At 35.3% G+C, this 20,912-nt stretch carries 16 protein-coding genes; 5 read left to right on the forward strand and 11 right to left on the reverse strand.

Annotated features, from left to right (window positions below; translation table 11 throughout):
* The first annotated feature begins 36 nt into the window (after positions 1-36).
* Positions 37-948 (forward strand): helix-turn-helix domain-containing protein, encoded by a 912-nt coding sequence (locus tag MJQ71_RS02295; protein WP_238804104.1) that lies wholly within the window; start codon positions 37-39, stop codon positions 946-948.
* 2 nt (positions 949-950) lie between these two features.
* Positions 951-1,802 (forward strand): aldo/keto reductase, encoded by an 852-nt coding sequence (locus MJQ71_RS02300; RefSeq protein WP_238804105.1) that lies wholly within the window; start codon positions 951-953, stop codon positions 1,800-1,802.
* 29 nt (positions 1,803-1,831) lie between these two features.
* On the opposite strand, the gene MJQ71_RS02305 is transcribed toward MJQ71_RS02300, so the two are convergent.
* The 5 genes from MJQ71_RS02305 to MJQ71_RS02325 all read right to left on the reverse strand — a co-directional run bounded on the left by MJQ71_RS02305 (position 1,832) and on the right by MJQ71_RS02325 (position 7,408).
* Positions 1,832-2,965, reverse strand: a complete 1,134-nt coding sequence (locus tag MJQ71_RS02305) for a cytochrome-c peroxidase (RefSeq protein ID WP_238804106.1) — start codon at positions 2,963-2,965, stop codon at positions 1,832-1,834.
* A 214-nt stretch (positions 2,966-3,179) separates the two neighbouring features.
* Entirely contained in the window at positions 3,180-4,448 is a 1,269-nt protein-coding gene (locus MJQ71_RS02310) for a prolyl oligopeptidase family serine peptidase (RefSeq protein ID WP_238804107.1), read from the reverse strand.
* Positions 4,449-4,689: 241 nt separating this feature from the next.
* The gene (locus MJQ71_RS02315) at positions 4,690-5,688 is read right to left on the reverse strand and encodes an aldo/keto reductase (RefSeq protein ID WP_238804108.1); all 999 of its coding nucleotides are present in this window, start codon (positions 5,686-5,688) and stop codon (positions 4,690-4,692) included.
* Between the two features lie 33 nt (positions 5,689-5,721).
* Positions 5,722-6,621 (reverse strand): helix-turn-helix domain-containing protein, encoded by a 900-nt coding sequence (locus MJQ71_RS02320; protein ID WP_238804109.1) that lies wholly within the window; start codon positions 6,619-6,621, stop codon positions 5,722-5,724.
* A 61-nt stretch (positions 6,622-6,682) separates the two neighbouring features.
* Entirely contained in the window at positions 6,683-7,408 is a 726-nt protein-coding gene (locus MJQ71_RS02325; protein ID WP_238804110.1) for a hypothetical protein, read from the reverse strand.
* A gap of 354 nt (positions 7,409-7,762) precedes the next feature.
* Between MJQ71_RS02325 and MJQ71_RS02330 the strand changes: the two genes are divergently transcribed.
* Both MJQ71_RS02330 and MJQ71_RS02335 read left to right on the forward strand, forming a co-directional pair.
* Positions 7,763-9,394, forward strand: a complete 1,632-nt coding sequence (locus tag MJQ71_RS02330) for a GH35 family beta-galactosidase (RefSeq protein ID WP_238804111.1) — start codon at positions 7,763-7,765, stop codon at positions 9,392-9,394.
* 8 nt (positions 9,395-9,402) lie between these two features.
* A complete protein-coding gene (locus MJQ71_RS02335; RefSeq protein WP_238804112.1) occupies positions 9,403-11,325 on the forward strand; it encodes a sialate O-acetylesterase in 1,923 nt (640 codons plus the stop codon).
* A gap of 79 nt (positions 11,326-11,404) precedes the next feature.
* On the opposite strand, the gene MJQ71_RS02340 is transcribed toward MJQ71_RS02335, so the two are convergent.
* The 5 genes from MJQ71_RS02340 to MJQ71_RS02360 form a co-directional block, all read right to left on the reverse strand.
* The gene (locus tag MJQ71_RS02340; RefSeq protein WP_238804113.1) at positions 11,405-14,704 is read right to left on the reverse strand and encodes a glycosyl hydrolase; all 3,300 of its coding nucleotides are present in this window, start codon (positions 14,702-14,704) and stop codon (positions 11,405-11,407) included.
* A 40-nt stretch (positions 14,705-14,744) separates the two neighbouring features.
* Entirely contained in the window at positions 14,745-15,032 is a 288-nt protein-coding gene (locus MJQ71_RS02345) for a Dabb family protein (RefSeq protein WP_238804114.1), read from the reverse strand.
* A gap of 18 nt (positions 15,033-15,050) precedes the next feature.
* Complete coding sequence (locus tag MJQ71_RS02350) at positions 15,051-15,818, reverse strand: SDR family NAD(P)-dependent oxidoreductase (protein ID WP_238804115.1); 768 nt, start codon at positions 15,816-15,818, stop codon at positions 15,051-15,053.
* A 176-nt stretch (positions 15,819-15,994) separates the two neighbouring features.
* The gene (locus tag MJQ71_RS02355; RefSeq protein ID WP_238804116.1) at positions 15,995-16,330 is read right to left on the reverse strand and encodes a hypothetical protein; all 336 of its coding nucleotides are present in this window, start codon (positions 16,328-16,330) and stop codon (positions 15,995-15,997) included.
* Between the two features lie 98 nt (positions 16,331-16,428).
* Entirely contained in the window at positions 16,429-19,635 is a 3,207-nt protein-coding gene (locus MJQ71_RS02360; RefSeq protein WP_238804117.1) for a TonB-dependent receptor domain-containing protein, read from the reverse strand.
* Between the two features lie 36 nt (positions 19,636-19,671).
* Between MJQ71_RS02360 and MJQ71_RS20855 the strand changes: the two genes are divergently transcribed.
* On the forward strand, positions 19,672-19,800 hold the full coding sequence (locus MJQ71_RS20855; RefSeq protein WP_290370153.1) for a hypothetical protein: 129 nt from the start codon (positions 19,672-19,674) through the stop codon (positions 19,798-19,800).
* On the opposite strand, the gene MJQ71_RS02365 is transcribed toward MJQ71_RS20855, so the two are convergent.
* Positions 19,797-20,885 (reverse strand): FecR family protein, encoded by a 1,089-nt coding sequence (locus tag MJQ71_RS02365; RefSeq protein WP_238804118.1) that lies wholly within the window; start codon positions 20,883-20,885, stop codon positions 19,797-19,799. The two genes, MJQ71_RS20855 and MJQ71_RS02365, sit on opposite strands and share 4 nt — an antisense overlap.
* Between the last annotated feature and the right edge of the window lie 27 nt (positions 20,886-20,912).

Consider the following 20,912-nt stretch of genomic DNA (forward strand, 5'->3'; position numbering starts at 1 on the left):
TTCTACTATTAACAGGGGTTTTCAACAAAAACTAATATGGAAAAAATTGTAAGCTTAGATAATGTCAGCGAGTACAACGCTGCTAATAACCATAAAACGCTACACCCATTGGTGAGTGTACTTGATTATTCAAAAGCTAATCCGAGAGAATGGGGCGATGCAGATACAATTAGATTTCAGCATGGTTTGTATAGTATTATCTTAAAAGATGTAAAGTGTGGCGATATGCGATATGGTCGTCATTATTATGATTATCAGGCTGGTACGCTGGTATTTGTTGCACCTAATCAGTTTACAATCATTGATAACCCTAAGGTAATTTACCAACCATCGGGCTACGGTTTGGTTTTGCATCCTGATTTTTTAATTGGAACACATCTGGGAAAAGTGATACATACCTATAAGTTTTTTGAATATCAAACGCATGAAGCACTGCACCTTTCAGATGACGAAAGACAACTTATTTTAGATTGTTTTGCCAAAATAGAATTTGAACTAAAACAACCTATCGACAAACACAGTAAAAAATTGATAGCGAGCAATATGGAGTTGTTTTTAGATTATTGCCAACGCTTCTACGACCGTCAGTTCATTACAAGAGATGTAGCTCACAAAGGTATTTTAGAGAAATTTGAAGGTTTGTTGAATACCTATTTTGCATCAGATAAGCCACATATCATTGGTTTGCCTTCGGTGGCTTATTTTGCTGATGAACTCCATTTATCGGCTAACTATTTTGGCGATTTAATAAAAAAAGAAACAGGGCAATCGGCAAAGGATTACATTCAAAACAAAACCATTGAGGTAGCAAAAAATATGGTGTTTGAAGGCGATAAAACTGTTAATGAAATTGCTTATGAGTTAGGTTTTAAATATCCGCAGCATTTCACGAGGCTGTTTAAAGAAAAAGTAGGCTATACGCCAAGTGAATTTAAAAATTTGAACTAGATATGCAAATAGTGAAACTAAACAACGGCATCGAAATGCCAATTCTGGGCTTTGGTGTATTTCAAATTCCAGATGCCAACGAATGTGAGAAATGCGTAATTGATGCTATTGAAGTGGGTTATCGACTTATTGATACTGCTGCATCTTATCAGAATGAGCAAGCGGTAGGCGATGCCATCAAAAAAAGTGGAGTTAAGAGAGAAGAACTTTTCATCACAACCAAGCTTTGGGTACAAGATACTGGTTATGAAAATACGAAAGCAGCATTCCAAAAATCGCTCGACCGCCTACAACTCGAATACTTGGATTTATATCTGATTCATCAACCTTATGGCGATATTTTCGGTTCTTGGCGAGCAATGGAAGAATTTTATGAAGCTGGAAAAGTAAGAGCGATTGGTGTTTCAAATTTTCAGCCTGACCGTGTGATAGACTTGATGATGTTTAATAAAATAGTTCCTGCCGTCAATCAAGTAGAAACACATCCGTTCAATCAACAAATTGATAATCAGGCATTTCTACAAGAAAACGATATTCAAATCGAATCTTGGGGGCCATTTGCAGAAGGGAAAAACGATATATTCAAGAATGAATTATTGGTATCGTTGGCAAGAAAATACAATAAAAGTGTCGCTCAAATTATTTTGAGATGGCTTATTCAGCGTGGTGTTGTTGTTATTCCAAAATCGGTTCGTATAGAGAGAATGAAAGAAAATTTTAACATTTTTGACTTTAAACTCAATACTGAAGATATAGAAAACATTAAAACCCTTGATACGAAAACAAGTCTTTTTTTTGACCACAGAAATCCTGAAATTATTAAGTGGATGGCAACTAGGAAGTTGGAGATTTGATAGGTTTTCTTCTTAATATCAAGTATTTTTTACTTAATATTCCCTCCTACACTCAAGCCACTTGGAACTGTTTTTGGTATTGACCTGTCAAATTTTTCATCTGTTAAAGCATCAATAAACGCCATAATCGCAGTCCGTGAATTATTATTAGGTCTTAAAATTGTGGCGAGAGGGTCGATTTTAGTATTTGGAACATTTGGGTTTTGTGACTTTGAATTTAAAATTAAATTGTAAAAGTCAAAAACTTGGTCTAATGTTTTGAAAACCCCACTGTGCATATAAGGTGCAGTCAATTTGACATTTCTTAAGCTCATGGTACGAAAAGCATAAGTGCCTTTGCTGCCATTATCAGACTCACTTGCTTTTGGATTATCAGGTACAGAAAGTACATGTAATTGATAATCAGAAAACATATTGCCAGTATGGCATCGCCCACAACCATTTATCTGAAAAAAGCTCATACCTTGAATCTGTAAATCTGTCATGGCACTTGTTTCGCCACGCATATAACGGTCGTAAGGAGCATTCATTGCTACCAACGAACGTTCAAAAGCAGCAATAGCCTTAGCTAGATTTGCAGATGTAATGGGTTGTGGCTGTCCACCAAAAATTGTTGCAAACAAAGCTTGATATTCTTTAATATTTCTTAATCGTGCGAGAACACTATCTATTGCAACTTCTTCTGAATAAATATCAGCACGCATTTCTACCGCAGATTTGATAGGTATTAATGCTTGTTCTTCCAAACTTTTGGCTCTTGAATCCCAAAACATAGGTGCATTGGCGGAATCATACTTGCCATTTGCATCCATACCATTAAAAGCCGTATTGAGAATGGTCTGAGATTTTCTTTTAGTAAATGAAGATATTAAAAATTTTCTATTTGGACCTAAGCCAATTCCATCAACACCTATTGATAAATCACGGCCATCGGCGTAAGCAAAATCAGGATGATGGCAAGTTGCACAAGCAACATCTTTTTTTCCTGATAATATTGGGTCATAAAAAAGCAATTTCCCCAAATACTGAATCGTAATGGGTATCTCTTTATCAATATTATCGTTAATTGTTTGCTGAATTAATACTTGTTCCTCTTTTTTACAAGCAAAAAAAGCCGAAAACGAAAAGCTAATTAAAGCAAAAACTAAAAGCTTTTTTTTCATAAGTAGTTAAAATAATCGGCAATTTGTTTTTTTTATCTTTATGGATATGTTACAAATTTATTAAATTGACATCAAAGGAAAAATTAACTTTTGAAGATTTTCTATATTAAAAATGCAATATTTGGGCGAGGGTTGAATTAGAAAATGCCACGAATTTTACTAGAATTCGTGGCATTTTTCCATAAAAAACTTACTTAATTGACTGAGAAGCCATCTATTCCATTAAAGAAACGGGTTTGCCGTTTAGTCTTACATAAGAACCATCAAAATCTTTAAATACTTGATTGGCGTGTGAGTATATCCAAGACCAATGCCCATTGAAATAATAGCTTTCGCCACCAAACATACCCGATAAATCAGTAACATGGTCGAAAAAACTAAAATACACATTTTTTGCACCAGCTTTTTTCAGTCTTTCATAAACAGGAACTGCCGTTAATAATGGGTCGGTAACTTTATCGTCTTTGGCTTGGATAAACCAAATCGGCACATTTTTTATGCTATTTATCTGAGCATCTGTTATGTATTGCGATTGATAAGCCAAAGCACTGATATAACCTGCTGCAAAATACTTTGGCTCTTTCAGAATCAATTTCAATGACATATAACCTCCGTTAGAACAACCGCCAATGTAAATTCGCTTGGTGTCAATCATTGGGTTTTTGCTTACATAATCTTTTATTAATTTCATAAGTCCCACATTATAAACATCTTCGCCATTTCCTGACTGCGTTTTGCCATCTTTATCGTGCATCCACGCACCAGGTGTTTGTGGTACAAGTACATAAGCTGCTCCAAAATATTTTTGAATATCAGGCGAAGCATAATTAAAAGCTTTGTTACCAAGCATTGCAATGCTAGGGTCGGTGCCACCCTCACCACCTCCATGGAGCCAAATAATAAGCGGCAGTTTTTTACTATTATTTTTTGGTGAATAACTGGCGTAAGTCAAATTCTTGCCAGCTTCGTATTCATATTTTCCTGTTAAATCAAATTCATCAGCCAAAGGCATCATGCGGTTTTTCTCTTTGTTCCACACTTGGTTGGTTTTGGTGTTTGTAACAGTTACTTTGTAATCTACCCATTGATTGCCACGACAAGCTGCTTTTTGAGAATATTGAAATGCTGAACAAATTGGCGAATTAGGTGCCACGTACAATACCAAAGTAACAAAAGAGCCTTCTTCAACTCTATTGCCCTTATTATCAGATACATACGCAAAAACAACGGTTCTATTTCCTTTGGCAAAAGCAGCAGGAATTTCAGCACATTTATGGCTTCTCTCAGCCATTACGTTGTAATCTTGCATCTCAACTGTTTTGGTTGGAGCATCTAAACCAACGATAACTTTATTGACCATTGGCCCCCAATCGAAACCTTCAATCACTAAGGTATATTCGGGATTGGCTGTATTATTTGAATACGCAAATTGGCAAATACCCAAAGCAAAAAGCAATAGGGTTAAGAATTTTGTAAATCTCATGTTTATTATATTGTTAAGGTTTTTTATGCAAAATACGTTTATTAATGGTTATAGCCAAAGAAAATCATGTACTAAATTGAAAAGATGATTTCAACATAAATTGGAATTTATTTCGAAAATAAATTCATTGTTTTTTTCTAAAATTATATCACCAAACAGATAAGTTTGATATTGTGAAAATTTATAAAAAAACTTGCTCAAATGTTTGAAAAACTTTTGAGCAAGTTGAGAACAAAATTAATCAAAGTCCTGTCGATTTTTCCATTGCCTCTGTATATCTCGTTCCTATCACTTTCACAGCTTCTGAAGCTGCTGTTAATTCAGTTAATTCTGAATCTGTGAAAGAAATATTTATTGCTCCATTGTTTTCTGTCAGTCGATGCAGTTTAGTTGTGCCAGGAATCGGTACAATCCATGGTTTTTGAGCCAATACCCAAGCCAAGGCAATTTGTGCATTTGTGGCATTTTTTTCGTGGGCAAAATGTTCAATAACATTTAGAAGGGCCTTATTAGATACACGAGCTTCTTCTGTGTATCTTGGCAAAATGTTTCGAATATCACCTTCGGCAAACTTAGTAGTTTCATCGATTTTTCCTGCCAAAAAACCTTTTCCGAGCGGACTAAAAGGTACAAAACCAATTCCCAATTCTTCTATTGTAGGAATAATTTCGGTTTCGTGTTGGCGTGTCCAAAGTGAGTATTCACTCTGTAATGCAGTTACGGGCTGAACAGCATGTGCTTTACGAATCGTACTTGCACCTGCTTCCGAAAGTCCAAAATGTTTTACTTTCCCTTCTTGAATCAAATCCTTTACTGTTCCAGCCACATCTTCTATTGGCACATTTGGGTCAACACGATGTTGGTAAAACAAATCTATGACATCAATTTTAAGTCGTTTCATCGATTCTTCGGCCACTTTTCTGATATTTTCAGGGCGACTGTTTACGCCTACCATTTTTCCATCTTGCAAATTAAAGCCAAATTTGGTCGCTATTACAATCGGAAGACCATTCGCCTTTCCTTTGAAAGGAGCTAAAGCTTCGCCGACTAATTCTTCATTAGTATAAGGGCCATATACTTCTGCTGTATCAAAAAAAGTAACGCCTTGCTCAACGGCAGCACGAATAACTTTTATCATTTCACTTTTTTCTCCAGCGGGGCCATAGCCAAAACTCATACCCATGCAACCTAGCCCAAGGGACGATACTTCTAAGTTTTTTCCTAATATTCTCGTTTTCATTGATGTCATTTTTAGTTTTTATTTTGATAAATATCAAGCATTCCGAAACTTTACAGGACTTTTTTCAGTATGCTTTTTAAAGAAATTATTAAAATGTGTAACTTCAGTAAATCCCAAAGCATAAGCAATTTCGGCAACATTCCATTTACTATGTTGAAGCATTATTTTTGCCTCTTGCAAAATCCTTTCAGCAATAATTTGGGTGGTAGTTTTTAGCGTGCTTACTTTAACTGCTCTGTTAAGATGATTGACATGCACATTCAATTGATTTGCAAAATCGGAAGCCGAACGCAGACTAATATTGGGATGATTTTCATCAATTGGAAATTGACGTTCTAAAAGTTCCAAAAAAAGCGTAGAAATTCGCTGAGAGGCATTTATCTGTTGTTTATCAAAAGTTGTAGAAGGCTGCATTTTCATAGCAAAATGAAGGAGTTCAAAAACTGTATTTCGCAGCACATCATATTTGTGAATATATTCTGAATTGATTTCTTCAAACATTTTTTTATAAATGCCACTAATAAATTCAGCTTGTTCGTCCGACAACTCAAATACATGGTTACCATTTGGTTGAAATACTGAATATTGGTTCAAATCACCGAATTTATGAAAAAAATGCTGGTTGAAGATACAATAACAACCTGTTTGGATTTTTTCTAAGTTCTCACATTTGTATGGAATCTGCGGATTTGAGAAAAATAGTGCCTGTTTTTTTACTGAAAATACTCGGTCTGCATAACACAAGTCAATTTCTCCAACGACGAGCATTATTTTAAAGAAATCTCTTCGTTTATAAGGAAGAGATTTCGTTTTTCCAGGTTCAATTGGCTCATGCTTAAATACATTGAAATGCCCGATTTCATTTTTAATGTTTTCAGGAATCCAATCGAATTTTCTTTTATAAAAATCCTCTAATGATTCTATTTTCTCCATATTCTTGTGAAGGGTGAAATTAACTTATCAAAGTTACAAAATTCAAATATTGTATTGCTAGTTAATAAGAATAAATTAAACTCACGTTCCAAACAAAATCTTTACTAGGAATAGTTGACTGTATTTTTTTATTAACAATAGATTGTATCGCTAAAGGCAGTTTTTTCTTTGTCAACGTAAATGCGGATGTAACATAATAGCCATGATTTGTGTCCATTTGTAAATAATATATCTGTGGAGAAACCCTCAAAGAAATGTCATTGGCTATTTTTATATTTGAGAAATTTCCACTCAGAGCCACAAAATTTGTATTTTTAGTAGCGTCTGCTAAGCCTCTAGAATATAAATAATAGATACCAACACTTACATTTTTTGAAAGTAAATAAGTAGGAGAAATCTCACTTGCCCAAAAACGTCGAACCGTAATCAAATCTTTTGCTACGCCATTGACAGTTGCCGCAGTATTCCCGAAAACCGTTGATGGGTGAGCTCCCACGCCAATTTTGAGCTTTTTATTATCAACTAACTTATATCGCAACCAAAAAATAAAAGACCAAGGTTTAAAATCTTGTATGGCAAACCTAAATTGTGGCTCAAAACTGAAGCGTTTTTTGCGTATAGTTAAATCAAAAATAGTGGCGGGTTTACCTAGCATAAAAGTAGGAATAACCGAAATGCCATTGTTTGTAGCGGTGAAAGCTCCAGAAACAGTAGTTTTATATTTTAGACTATCGTTTTTTTGCGAAAAGCCCGTTGTTGATAAAAACAGAAAAAATATGGCGAACAAATTAATTTGGAGAATTTTCGAAATCATAATAAAAGGAATATGTTAATAATATGAATTAAATTTCACGATGCAAAATTATGGGAAGTGTCGCTAATACTTTAACAAAATTCAAATTATTTATTACGAAATTCAAACAATTACTTTTTAGTTATTAAGTAATTTATATATTTTCCTGCAATTAAAATTTAGTGGTTTATTTGGTGTTGAACAAAGTTTTAATTACTTCAGTAGATAAATTTTGGCGTTAGTTATATTGCCTTGTTTTTTGCCCTTTGTTTGGATATTTTTGCAAACCTATTTTTTGAAATTTACCGCATTTTATACCTTCGACCCATAAAACGAAACCCTTTTCTGATGAAAAATAAACTTCAAACATTCTTACTTATTTCAGTTTTAATTATCCTCCCTTTTTGTGGAAGTGGACAAAATAATAATCCATATTTAATAAAAAAAGGTACTGCCACACAATTGATTGTTGATAATAAACCATTTATTATTCTTGGAGGCGAATTGGGCAATTCTACTGCTACAACCGCACAAAATATGCAAAATGTGTGGCCGAAACTCAAATCTATGAATCTAAATACGGTACTTATGCCAGTTTATTGGGAATTAATAGAGCCGCAAGAAGGAAAATTTGATTTTTCGTTGTACCAAGAACTGATAACGGATGCACGAAAAAACGATATGAAAATAGTGCTTCTTTGGTTCGGAAGTTGGAAAAATAGTATGAGCAGCCACGCTCCTGCATGGGTAAAACTTAATCAAGAGAGGTTTCCAAGGGTGAAAGACAACACAGCTAGAAGTCAAGAAATATTGAGTTCGTTTAGCGAAAATGTATTAGAGTCCGATAAGCGTGCTTTTGAAAATCTGATGTCTTTCATCAAAGATTTTGATAGTAAAAACCACACCGTTATTATGGTGCAAGTAGAAAATGAGATTGGTATGCTACCTTCAGCGAGAGATTATCAATCGTTGGCGGAGGAAGCTTTTAAAAAGCCAATCCCAGATGATTTGATGAATTATTTGCAACAAAATAAAGAAAAGCTCGTGCCAGAATTCCTGCAAATTTGGAAGGCAAATGGATTGAAAACAAAAGGAAATTGGGAAGAGGTTTTTGGCAAAAGTTTACAAACAGATGAGATTTTTATGGCGTATTTCTACGCAAAATTTTCTAACAAAATAGCCGAAGCTGGCAAAAAAAAATATATTTTACCGATGTTTGTCAATGCTGCTCTTAACCGAATAGGAAGAGAACCTGGCAATTATCCAAGTGCTGGGCCGTTACCGCATTTGATGGATGTTTGGAAAGCCGCAGGTACTTCGGTAGATTTTCTTTCACCCGATTTTTATAACCCCGATTTTAAACATTGGTGCGACCTTTATACTCGTCAAGATGATGTATTATTTGTTCCCGAACACGTTTTTGATAATACGGTTGCTGCCAAAGCACTTTTTACGATTGCCAATTATGAAGGCATCGGATTTTCACCTTTTTCGATTGAATCAACTCAAAAACCTGAAGACGAACCTATAGGTAAAATGTATGGATTAATCAAAGAATTGAGTCAGTTGATAACTACTAACCAAGGTCAAGCCAAAATCAAAGGCGTTTTATTAAGTAAAGGTGACGCCGAAACAGTCATTAGAATGGGTAAATATGAGCTTTCTTGCAAACATGATTATACATTAAGTTGGACTCCAGGAGCTAAAACCGACACTTGGCCTTTGGGGAGTGCCATAATTATTCAAACGGCAGAAGATGAGTTTTTTGTGGCAGGAACTGGCGTAGTTATTACTTTCAAACACCGTGAAAACAAAGACCTAAACGTGGGATTATTAAAGGTTGATGAAGGTAATTTTGAAAATAATGTTTGGAAAGTAAAACGACACCTCAATGGCGACCAAACCCATCAAGGTCGCCATGTGAATATTGCAACAAATCAGATAAGTGTTCAAAGAGTAGAATTATATTTATATAAATAATTTTTATTATGAAGCAGTTTATTGCAGTGTATTTTCTACTTATTTCTCTTTATTCAAATGCTCAAATTCGCTTACCAAAGTTGATTAGCGATGGACTTATTTTGCAAAGAGAAACGCCATTGAAGGTTTGGGGTTGGGCTTCGGCAAATGAAGATATTAAATTGGTTTTTGATGGAAAAACTTTTCATACTAAAGCTAATGCTAAAGGTGATTGGTCTATTAAATTGCCTGCACATGTTCAAGGTGGCCCTTTTGAACTAGATTTTACGGCAAGCAATGTGGTAAAAGTAAAAGATGTTTGGTTTGGAGATGTTTGGCTTTGTAGCGGGCAATCGAATATGGAGTTGATGATGGAGCGTGTAAAAGACAAATATCCCACTGTTGTCGCTAATGCAAATAATCCAAAGATTCGACAATTTACGGTGCCTGATGTATATGATTTCAATGAAAAAAGAAACGATTTTGTTGGCGGCCAATGGGTTTCGGTAAATCCTAAAACCATTTATTCTTTTTCGGCTGTTGCCTATTTTTTTGCGAATGAATTGTATCATAAATATCAAATTCCGATTGGTATCATCAACGCAGCCTTAGGCGGTTCGCCAATTCAGGCCTGGATTAGCGAAGAGTCTTTGAAGCAATTTCCAACGCATTATGAAGAAGGTTTGAAATTTCGTGATAAAAATCTTATCGAACAAATAGAAGCTAGCAACCGAAAAATTAATGCTGATTGGTACGGATTACTTAATAAATCTGATGAAGGCTTGAAAAATAATTGGTACAGTACCAAGCTTGATGATGAAAATTGGGGGAAAATGGAAATTCCAAATTATTGGTCAGATGTTGATGCGACAATCAAAACAGGGTCAGTATGGTTTAGAAAAAACTTTGATTTATCTAATTCACAAGCAAAACAAACTGCCCGTTTATTTTTGGGAAGAATTGTCGATGCAGATTCTGTTTTTATCAATGATAAATTTATTGGCACAACTAGCTATCAATATCCACCAAGAAAATACCAGATTCCGAGTGGAGTTTTGAAAGAAAAAGGCAATACAATCAGTGTTAGAATAATCAATAGTTTAGGCAAAGGAGGTTTTGTGTCTGATAAACCTTATCAACTTATTTTTCCTGATGATACTGTATCGCTCAAAGGAACTTGGAAATATAAAGTAGGTACACAAGTACAATCTATTGCCGAGCAAACTACTATCAGATGGAAACCGATGGGGCTATATAATGCCATGATTGCTCCGCTGACTAATTTTACAATTAAAGGAGCGTTGTGGTATCAAGGCGAATCGAACACTGATAATCCTGAAGATTATAATAAACTTTTACCGACTTTGATAAAAGATTGGAGAAATCAATGGAAGCAGGGAAGTTTTCCGTTTTTATATGTTCAATTAGCTAATTATTTAGAGAAAAAAGAACAGCCATCAGAAAGTAATTGGGCGGTTTTGAGGCAGGCACAATTAGAGTCTCTTTCAGAACCCAATACGGGTATGGCGGTAATTGCTGATTTAGGAGAATGGAATGATATTCATCCACACAATAAAGAAGATGTTGGGAAAAGACTAGCATTATTGGCTAAAAAAATGGCTTACCACGAAAATAAGCTTGCATTTTCAGGACCAATTATTCGTGCTGCTCAATTAAAAAATAATCAAATAATACTTAGTTTTACTGAAGTTGGTGGAGGATTGATTGCAAAAAATGGACAAGAATTAGCCCATTTTTCGGTAGCTGGTGAAGATAAAAAATTTATTTGGGCAAAAGCTAAAATTAAAGGAAACAAGGTTGTCGTTTGGAGTGATGATGTAAAAACACCAAGTTATGTGCGTTATGGCTGGGCTGATAATCCTGAAAAAGCCAATTTGTACAATAAAACTATGTTACCTGCATCGCCTTTTGAAATAAAAGTAGAGAAATAGTAATACTATGGTTCGTTCTTTTAAAGCAATGCAGTTATAAAAGAAGATTTATCGTCCTTTATAACTGCATAAAAACTTTTTATTTTACTAAATAAATCTTTACGTCTCCTATTAAACCCGAAGGTAGTAGGGGTGAGTTTGCCTGATAAAAAGGCATTGTCGTAAAAGTAGTTTTTGTTTTTATGTTGGGTTGAGCATCGCCAATGAGTCGATTTACCCATAAATTGGTCACATTTACTTGAATCGTATTCTCACCAGATTTTACGGCTTCTGTAATATTTATTTTGAATGGAGTTTTCCAAACAACACCCATATTTTTGCCATTCACAATTACTTCAGCGATATTTTTTACATTGCCTAAATCAATCTCATATTTAGCTGATTTATCAATCGAAGCTATTTTTAATGTGTTTTCGTAAGTGGCAGTTCCTGAGAAATATTTAACGTCAACATCAGCATTATCAGACCAAGACGTTAATTTGTCAAAAACAACATTTTTATCATTGAAATGCACTTTCCAAGGACTTGCTATCTGAGCTAACGTCGTTTCTTTTTTTATTGGTTTCTCATAATTAACTAGTGCATTTTTTGTAGTATTGAAAACGATAAAAAACGCATCCCAAGACTCAAATGTTAGAGGAATGATTGTTCTTCCATTTTTGATTTGATAAGCAACTTTTTCGGTTTTCCCTGTAATAGGATTCCATAATTCGGGAGTTTTGCCAGAAATATTAAAACTAACTTCTGAACTAGTTTGTTTTTCGCTTCGGTTGTTTAACCAATAAATATCTTGCTCGGAAGTTTGACGATGGCGATAAAGAATTTTTGAAGTAGCATTTTTAATGATAACATCTTCATTTATTTTTAAGGCTTTCAAGGCATCAGATATTGAGCCTTTCAGAACTTTTGAATTATTCCAAATTTCGTTGACAATTTCTTGAAATTCCACTGGATTATCGCCCAAACTTGGCGATTGTTCGGGTTTTGAACCAGCAACTTTTGCTCCTTCTTTTACAAGTGTTTGTATTCTTTTCAAAACTGGTAAAGTCATGTATTTTGTCGTTTCATCCAAAACTAACAGGCGGTAAGAATTTCCACTTTTAGCAATTAATTGGCCATTTTTAACTTGAATAGCATTGATTAAAGCCGATGAATTGACAAAATCGAACTCAAACCCTGCTGGGATATTTGGTAGTTGTTCACGGCAAACCCAAGTGATATTGGTATTTTCACCATATAGATAAAGAATATCCGCCACGTTTTTGCCTTGTTGAAGCATATATGAACTTCTACCCAAATAACTCATCCAAGCTTTTGCTCCAGCTTCCGCCCAAGTTTCTTGACGAGTAAAATATTGACCGAATGGACCAAGTGAAAAACCTGGTTTTTTATCGTCAAGTGGTTGATGAACCGACGTATGAATCACAAAACGATTTAACCCAGAAGCCATCTCCAAATCGGCTGTGCGTTTTAGTTTTTCTGGATGCCAAGAAAAAGCATTTTGAATAGCCGTCATTGATTCGGCTGCTACAATGTTTTGTCCATAAATATTTGCAACTGATGCTGCTTCACGAATATCAGCTTCACTACGTACTTCTTCGTCATTTCCGCCTGCTAAACTTCCTGGTGTCCACATTGCTGACATCGGAATTTCAGCATTGCGTTTAACATCCATACCATCGGCTAAGTAGATACGCCCGCCTTCGTGCGACTCGGTATAGCGTTTCATTCCTCTTTTGTGTAGTTCTTCTCCAATGAGGTCATAATGGTTTTCTGCAATCATTTCTCCAATAGTTTTTCTGAAATCCCACAAAAACTTTTCACTCGCTTCAAGGCTTTTCACAACTCTACCTGTTAATACAGGAATCCAAACTTTAATATCATACCCACGACGTTTTTGAAATTCAGCAGGGAAATCTTTCGTCCAGTTCATGTGTCCAGCTTCGTAACTATCCAAAACCATATATTGAAGTCCTTTAGCCCCCATCAAACCGCCTGTTGCATCTTTATACATATCAAGATAAGTATTGATGTATCTTCGTACAGCCGCTTTATCAAGTTTATCAACTTCAAGACCTGTAGCTTCTGGAGAAGCTGGGTGATTTTGACGACCTGTAAGCGAATACCCTAAACGAACAACCATCCAATCTCCAGCGGGAACATCCCATTCGATATTACCATCGGCATTCATTTTTTCGCTTAAATCAACAATATCTTGTGTCGGTATAGCGTCAATATCTTCACTTCCGCCTAGTTTCCCTTCTTCTTTCCAAGCCGAAAAACCTGCTTTGTCTTCCGCTTGGTCAATACGTGAAGTGTTGAAAAGTACAAACTCTGAAATGTTTGTACCACTTGGCTTAGGTATTTCGGTCATTCCCATCATGGCAGCAATTGGACTGATTGTAGCAGGAAGTGTTTCAAAACATATTCTCCAATATTTAGCAGTAGTTGCAGGAATTGCAGTTGTAATAAATGGCAATGTGCTATTGGAAACCTTAGCAACGGTTTTAAAATTTACACCGTCATCACTCACTTTTAGGCTACGATTAGTAGGACCTCCGTTAAATTCTGCTAATTCACCAGCTTCGCCCATACCTACTGCAAATGCCTTGAAGGTTTGAGGAGAATCAAACTCATATTGTATCCACATATCTTTGCCAACTTCCATTGGCGGTAAAAAATACGTTTTACTTATATCATGGTTGAGCATCACTTTTGTGTCAAAATCGCCACCACTTTTGGTGAATTTTGGGTTTAAATCCATCAGATGTTTTTCATTTGATGGCAATTTATAGGCTATCACCATTGCATCAGCAGCATATTGTGGTTTTGGGCCAATAAAACCGCCCATTACACCACCCGCTGATGTTGTTGCATCTTGGTACTTTCCAATAACATCGGGCAATTTGGGTAACTGAATGATTTGCTTTTTTCCACCCGAAATCAATGCTTCTGTCCAAACATATTTTTTCATGGCATCTTCTGGTTTTACCCATGGACCGCCTGTTACACTCCAACCAGGAGAACCAGCAATGGCCATTTCAAGTCCTTTTTTATCAGCTAATTCGGTGGTAAACTTAAAGGCATCTTTCCAATCAGGTTGCATAAACACCAATTTTTTTGGTACAACAACAGGCGTAAAAAGATTAGCGTCGAAGTTCTGAAATCCACCAATACCAACTCGATTCATCCATTCAAGATCTTTTTGAATACCATCTTTGGTAATATTCCCATTCATCCAATGCCACCAAACCCGTGGTTTTGCCGAATTTGGCGGATTCTGAAAACTGTTCTGTAAATCGGTTTGAGCTTGGCTATTTATCAAACTAGCTATTGATATAGCGAAACTTAGACCGATGGCTTTTAAATATTTTTTCATTTTAATACATAATAGGGGGTTAAATAATGAAATCTTTATTTTACAACTGATAATCTATTTCTAGGAAATCTTCAATATCTTTTTGCCAAAAATTATCTATAAAAGCAATGTGTTCGGGGTGATTTGAATAAAAATCGTATTGTTCTTGTGTATCAAACTCCATCGAAATGCCATATTCAAACTTATTTTTTAAACTAATCTGCTTTAAAACTTCAAATTTTTGAACATTTGGAATTGCTGCGAGCTTATCAACAGCATCGAAAAATGCTTGTTTGCTAGTTTCACTTATTTGGTCTTTAAATTTTAGAATTACAGCGTGTCGTATCATGTTATTTATATGTTTAAATCAATAAGGGGAAACTCCCACCGAAACCCATCCGCCATCAACCACTAGGTTTTGTCCCATGATTTGTCTGGATAATGGCGAAACCAGAAACAAAGCAGCATTGGCAATATCGTTGATGGTGGATGGTCGACCTGATGGCGTAATTCGAGACCAAGTTTCGATATATTCAGTATCTTCGAGTGTGCGTTCGGTTAAAGTTGCTCCTGGTACAACCGTATTTATATTGATGTTGTGCGGTGCTAAATCAACGATCAAATTTTTTGCTAATTGGTCGATAGCGGCTTTCGTCATGCCATAAGCGGCCAAGTTGAGATGTGCTGCATGAGCCGTTACCGACGAAGTCAGTAAAATACTTCCTCCATTACCCTGAGAAACCATTTGTTTGGTAACAGCTTGCGTCAGAAAAAAAGTGCCGAAAAGATTTATTTGTAATAGTTTTTGCATTGATTCGGGTTGATATTCCCAAAAATTACCAAAGGTTGTAACGCCTGCATTGGCAACCAAAATATCTAATTTTCCGAAGGTATTTACTGTAAACTTGACAATTCCTTTGATGATTTCCATTTCTGAAATATCTCCAATAAAAGTTTCACATAAACCACCTTGTTCTCTAATTTTCAGGCCTGCCGATTGAGCTAAATCACCACTAATATCATTTAAAACGACTTTTGCTCCTTGTAAAGCTAATTGACGAGCCACTTCAAAGCCAATGCCTACGCCTGCTCCTGTAACGATGGCTACTTGATTATCGAAAAGTTTATTTTGCATCATAATAAATTGAGATTATACTTTATTTTCTTGCGAATTTATTCATATCTCATTTCATTTTACTACTTCATTCAAAAAATCAATCACTTTTATTCTTATCTCTTCTACATATTATATTTTCCCAAAAAGAGCAGCTTCTTTTACAATCGATAATTGTCGTACAAAAACGAAACTGCTTAGTTATAATCTTGTAAGATGGCAGTAAAAATGGTATTTTGTGTAAAATCACAATAAATTGGAGCTATGGCAAAACCGTTATTAGCCAATTTATCATTGTCCATCCAACCGACACTTTGAATAATAGCTATGAGGTGGATGCCGCCCGAAAGCACTTTTTCTTTGGCATTTGCAGGCAGATAAATATCAAGCAAATAATTTTTGAGTGTATCTTTATTATACGGAATATTGCCATGAATAACCGTGCCTTTTGGTAATCTTCCATGCATAGGACTTGCAGTTGGTATTTGGGCAACACATAAATGCAAGGCGAAGATGAGGCGTAGTTGGTTCATTGATAATATTTAGTTTATGAGGCTAAAATTTATTAAAAAAATGAAATAGAAAGGCAGGGAACTCTACCTTTCTATTTGGTATTGTCTATGATGGAATATTAAAACTTATAACTAATAGTCAAGAAATATGCTCTTGGAGGCAAACTTAAAGTCGAATAAACTGCATTCGGGTTTGCTTCAAGTCTAGCTTTTGTAAATCCTTGACGGTCGAGAGCTGCCGGGAAACCACCAGGTGCCGACCATCCCATAATTCCGTTTTGATTAAATAAGTTATTTATATTAGCTTGCAATTGCAATTTAGAGCTAATGTTATATCCTACGTTCAAATTTGTTTGGTTAAATGCAGGTAATGAAAACGCATTTGGAACATTGGCTGCACGCTTACCCATGTAAGAAAAATCAATAGACGAATAAAATTTTCCTTTATTATAAGTAGGAGATAATCTGAAAATAGTTCTGGCATTATTATCGGTTTCGTTGCCTGAAAAATCTTGAATTTTATCATCTGCTTTACCATTATTACCCACTATCCAAGTTTGGAAAACAGTAGCTGTTGACTGTTGGAAAGTGGCAACCGCACGCACACTAAATTCTTTGGAGAAGTTATGATTTGCTTCGATTTCGATTCCTTTTGTCGTTATTTTATTATATAACACAGGTAGTGCATAAGTTGAAGCTAAATCAGCCGTTTCTTGACCAATTGTTTGCTGTGGTACGTTGCTCAAAATACTGAAAAATGGCGTTACAAACAAATTAGTATTACCCGATTTTAATTTATATCCCACCTCTATTTGTTGTACTTTTTGGGCAATTGGATTCAAATTTGCTACCCCAAATGCTGTATTAACGTTAATAAACATATCTAAATCTGGAGCTTTGCTACCTTGTGAAAAACGTGCATAAATTGCCTGATTATCAGAATATTTATAGTTCAAACCTGCTGAAAATGAAAATGTACTTACTTTCTTGTCTTTATAAGCGTACGTAGCCGTGATTTTACCCGAATTATTATCATATAAAGTTAACGGGTTTCCATCAAAACCGCCTGTAGTCGAAGCAACGGTGCTTGCCACTTGGTTTGTACCATTATAACCTACGTTTTCATAGCGAAGCCCCCAATCAAAGTTAATTTTTGAGTTGATAGACCAGTTATGCCCGAAGAATATAGCAGTTTGCTTTTGAGTAGCATCTTGAATATTAACAGGAGCAGAACTTCCTGCACCACCAATTACTCCATCAGTATTAGTAACTTGATAGGTTTTGCCATCAAAACCATTTAAGGTGATTTTTGTAAGTGTTGGATAAGGAGAAGTCATTTGAGTAAAGGCAATTCCAGCACCAGTCGAGTTTAGTCGATTTAATGAAGAGTTTGCATAAAACATACCTGCCGTAAAACTCATGTTTTTAAGTTTCTTTGAAATTGTAAATTGATCAATCAACTCTTTCATGTTGTTTTCCATAAAGAAACATGGATTAAAGAACAAAGAGTTTTTCTGAATGGAAGTACCAGGAAAGTTACTGCCTTGATCGATAAAATTGAATCCAGCAAAATTTCCATTGATTATATTTGGTGCTTGTGTGATTTTACCGAATTGTGTACCAGTTGATTGGTCCATGAAATTATAAGTTCCAAACTGTCCCAAAAGTCCAGGAATTGCGTAAAATACCAGCCCATCCGCTGCAAAAGGATACGCTACGGCTGTTGTATTCCAAGCTGCATTTTTGCTCGAATAACGTATTTTATTATCAATCGTCCAACCATCACCAAAGGTTTGCTCCCAGTTTAAACCCATTGCATTATCCTTTGAGTGTATTTTGTCACGAGAATCATAGTGCTTTTTTACACCAGTATCATTGACCGTAAAGTCTGAAACTACCGATGGAATCAAAACAGAATTTGTTTGTTCAACACCCGCTGGTAATTGTGGATTAGTGAAACCAATTGTTGGCAAAAACTCAAACCAAGCATTGTGGTCATTTAGCACTTTAGCATATAATTTTATACTGCCAGTTTTATAAGTTTTCACAATATTGGCCTTTAATTGTCCACCATTATTCATTGGGTAGCCTGGGTATCTTGCCCCATCTGATTGACGGTAAAAACCACCAATATTATAAGTGATAGACTTATCTTTGCCCAATGGTCCTCCGAAGTTTACATCAGTACGGTAAAATGGATTTTTGCCATTTCCCTCTAAACCTACTTTTGCACGTACTTCTCCTGCAAAAGTTTGGCCACCCGTTTTCGATACATAATTAAAAATTCCACCTGGTGCGTTATTTCCTAAAATTGAGGCAGTTCCACCCCTAACCGCTTCTAATTTACCTAAAGTAGCATCAGTACGTAAAAAATAATCGGGCCCATAATTGCCATAAGTAGCATTCGTAACAGGCAAACCATCTTCTTGCATTGAAACATAATAATAACCCGAAGCACCATCATTTGACCCCACCGAAACCCCACGAGAATAAACCGTATTACGAATTTCACCTAATGATGAATTGACAAAAACACCTGGGATATTTTTTAATAAATCGGCAGCACTATTTACGGCAATTCTATCTATTTGTTTTGTATTTAAAGTCGAAATCGCAACGGATGACTCCATACGAGTACGCTTATCGAAAACCCCTGTTACAACCACTTCATCTAGAGTTTCGGCATCTTCTTCTAAACTTACGTTGATTGTTGTTTGACCACCAACAGAAACTTCTTTGGTTTTATAACCCAAAAAACTAAATATCAAAATAGATTTTGTATCGGGAACATCAATCGAATAATTACCGTTTGCATCACTTACTGTACCTTTTTTTGTGCCTTTTATCATAATACCAACGCCAGGAAGTGCTTCTCCCTTTTCGGCAGAAACTTTGCCTTCAATGCTTATTTCTGCCGATACTACGTTTGGGAAATTTTTTATACTTATTGGTTCTAAAGTTGATACATTTTTTGTTAAAACAATGTATTTTCCTGAAACTTCATAGTTAATTTGAAGTGGTCTTAATACTTTATTTAATGTTGTTTCGAGCGTTTCTTCCTTGACCGATAAGGTAACCTTATCAGTTGAGGTTATCATTTGTGGTACAAAACTAAATTTTACGTTAGCCGTTTTTTCAATTTTTGAAAGCACATCCTTGAGTTCTTGATTACTTACTTGAATCGTAACTCGACGATTCAATAGTTCTTGACCAAAGGTATCTTTGGCGATACTTAAACCAAAAGTTAGCATCACAAGAAATATTGGAAGGCACGAGATTTTCATAATCGTCCACAATGTTTTGACAAATAGTTGATTTTTTTTCATAGATTTGAATTGTTTTTATTAGTTAATAATAGGGAATTGGTAAAGACAGACCCGAATATCTTTGCAAGAGAGTTTTCGGGGGAAATTTTAGGTTTAGTCGGTAATGTTGCAAGCATTGCCGACTTTTTTTATGCTTATTTTAATACTTTAATAACTGATGTTTAACATCCTCGTCCATTGATAACGATTTGACTATCAATTACTTGGTAAGTTGCACCGATGGTTTTACAAATGATTTTTAATTTTTCAAAAAGGTCTTCATCTTCCAATCCTACTGTTAAAGAGCAGCCCTTAAAAACTTCTTCATCAAACACAATATCAACGCCATAAGCGTCTTCTAGCAAGCTGAAAACGTTTTTGATTGGTGTGTTTTCAAAAGTAAAATCATATTTTTTTGGTGATGAATCGACTAAAACTGGGTTTTCAACAAGCGATTTATTAAGTCTTTCTTCATTTCGTAAATAAATAGCCTCTTGGTTAGGCGTAAGCACAAGTCCCGAAAGTGTTTGGTTTTGTTTTTCTTCAATCAAATCAAATTCATATTTGGGGAAAACGGAAACCCGTCCTGTACGAACCGAAACCGTTATGTTTTTATCATTTTCGTAGGCTTTTATTCGGAAACTCGTTCCTAAAACCTTTGTTACGATTTCATTGGCAAACACCAAAAAGGGCTTTTCAGGATTTTTTGTAATATCGAAAAAAGCTTCTCCTTTCAAGTATACGATTCGTGTCTGAGCATTAAAATCTTGAGAATAACGTAAACGACTATTTCGTTCTAAACTTACCACACTTCCATCGCTTAAATGAATTCGCATTACTTTTCCAGTATTATTAACTTCCTCAATATCTTGTATTTGAGCGTTTTTGCTCATAGATCGCAAGACTAAATTGGTCGAATCATTAGAAAAAAATTGGTAAATAAACCAACAACCTATTAATAATGCCACTGATGCAGCAACCCTAAGAATGTTGAATCTGAAACGCAAAATTTTTGATTTTTTTGGTAAACTTGTCTGAATGTTTTTCCAAATAATATCTGCCGTTTGTGTGTCGTTGGTGGTTTTTTGTGATTCTCTTAAATCAAGAATCAATTGTTTGGCAATGAAGACTTTATTGGTCTGATTGGGAAAATTGACGAGGTAGTTTTTCCAGAAAATACTATCGACAGAATCAGGATGAAGCACCCAATTTTTGAATGAATCGTCCGATAAAAAATCTTCAATTTCAAAAGTAGAATAATCGCCTGTCATTAGATAAAAAGTTTTCTTTATTACCTA

The organism is Emticicia aquatica, assembly GCF_923079645.1.
Lineage (GTDB): Bacteria > Bacteroidota > Bacteroidia > Cytophagales > Spirosomataceae > Emticicia > Emticicia aquatica.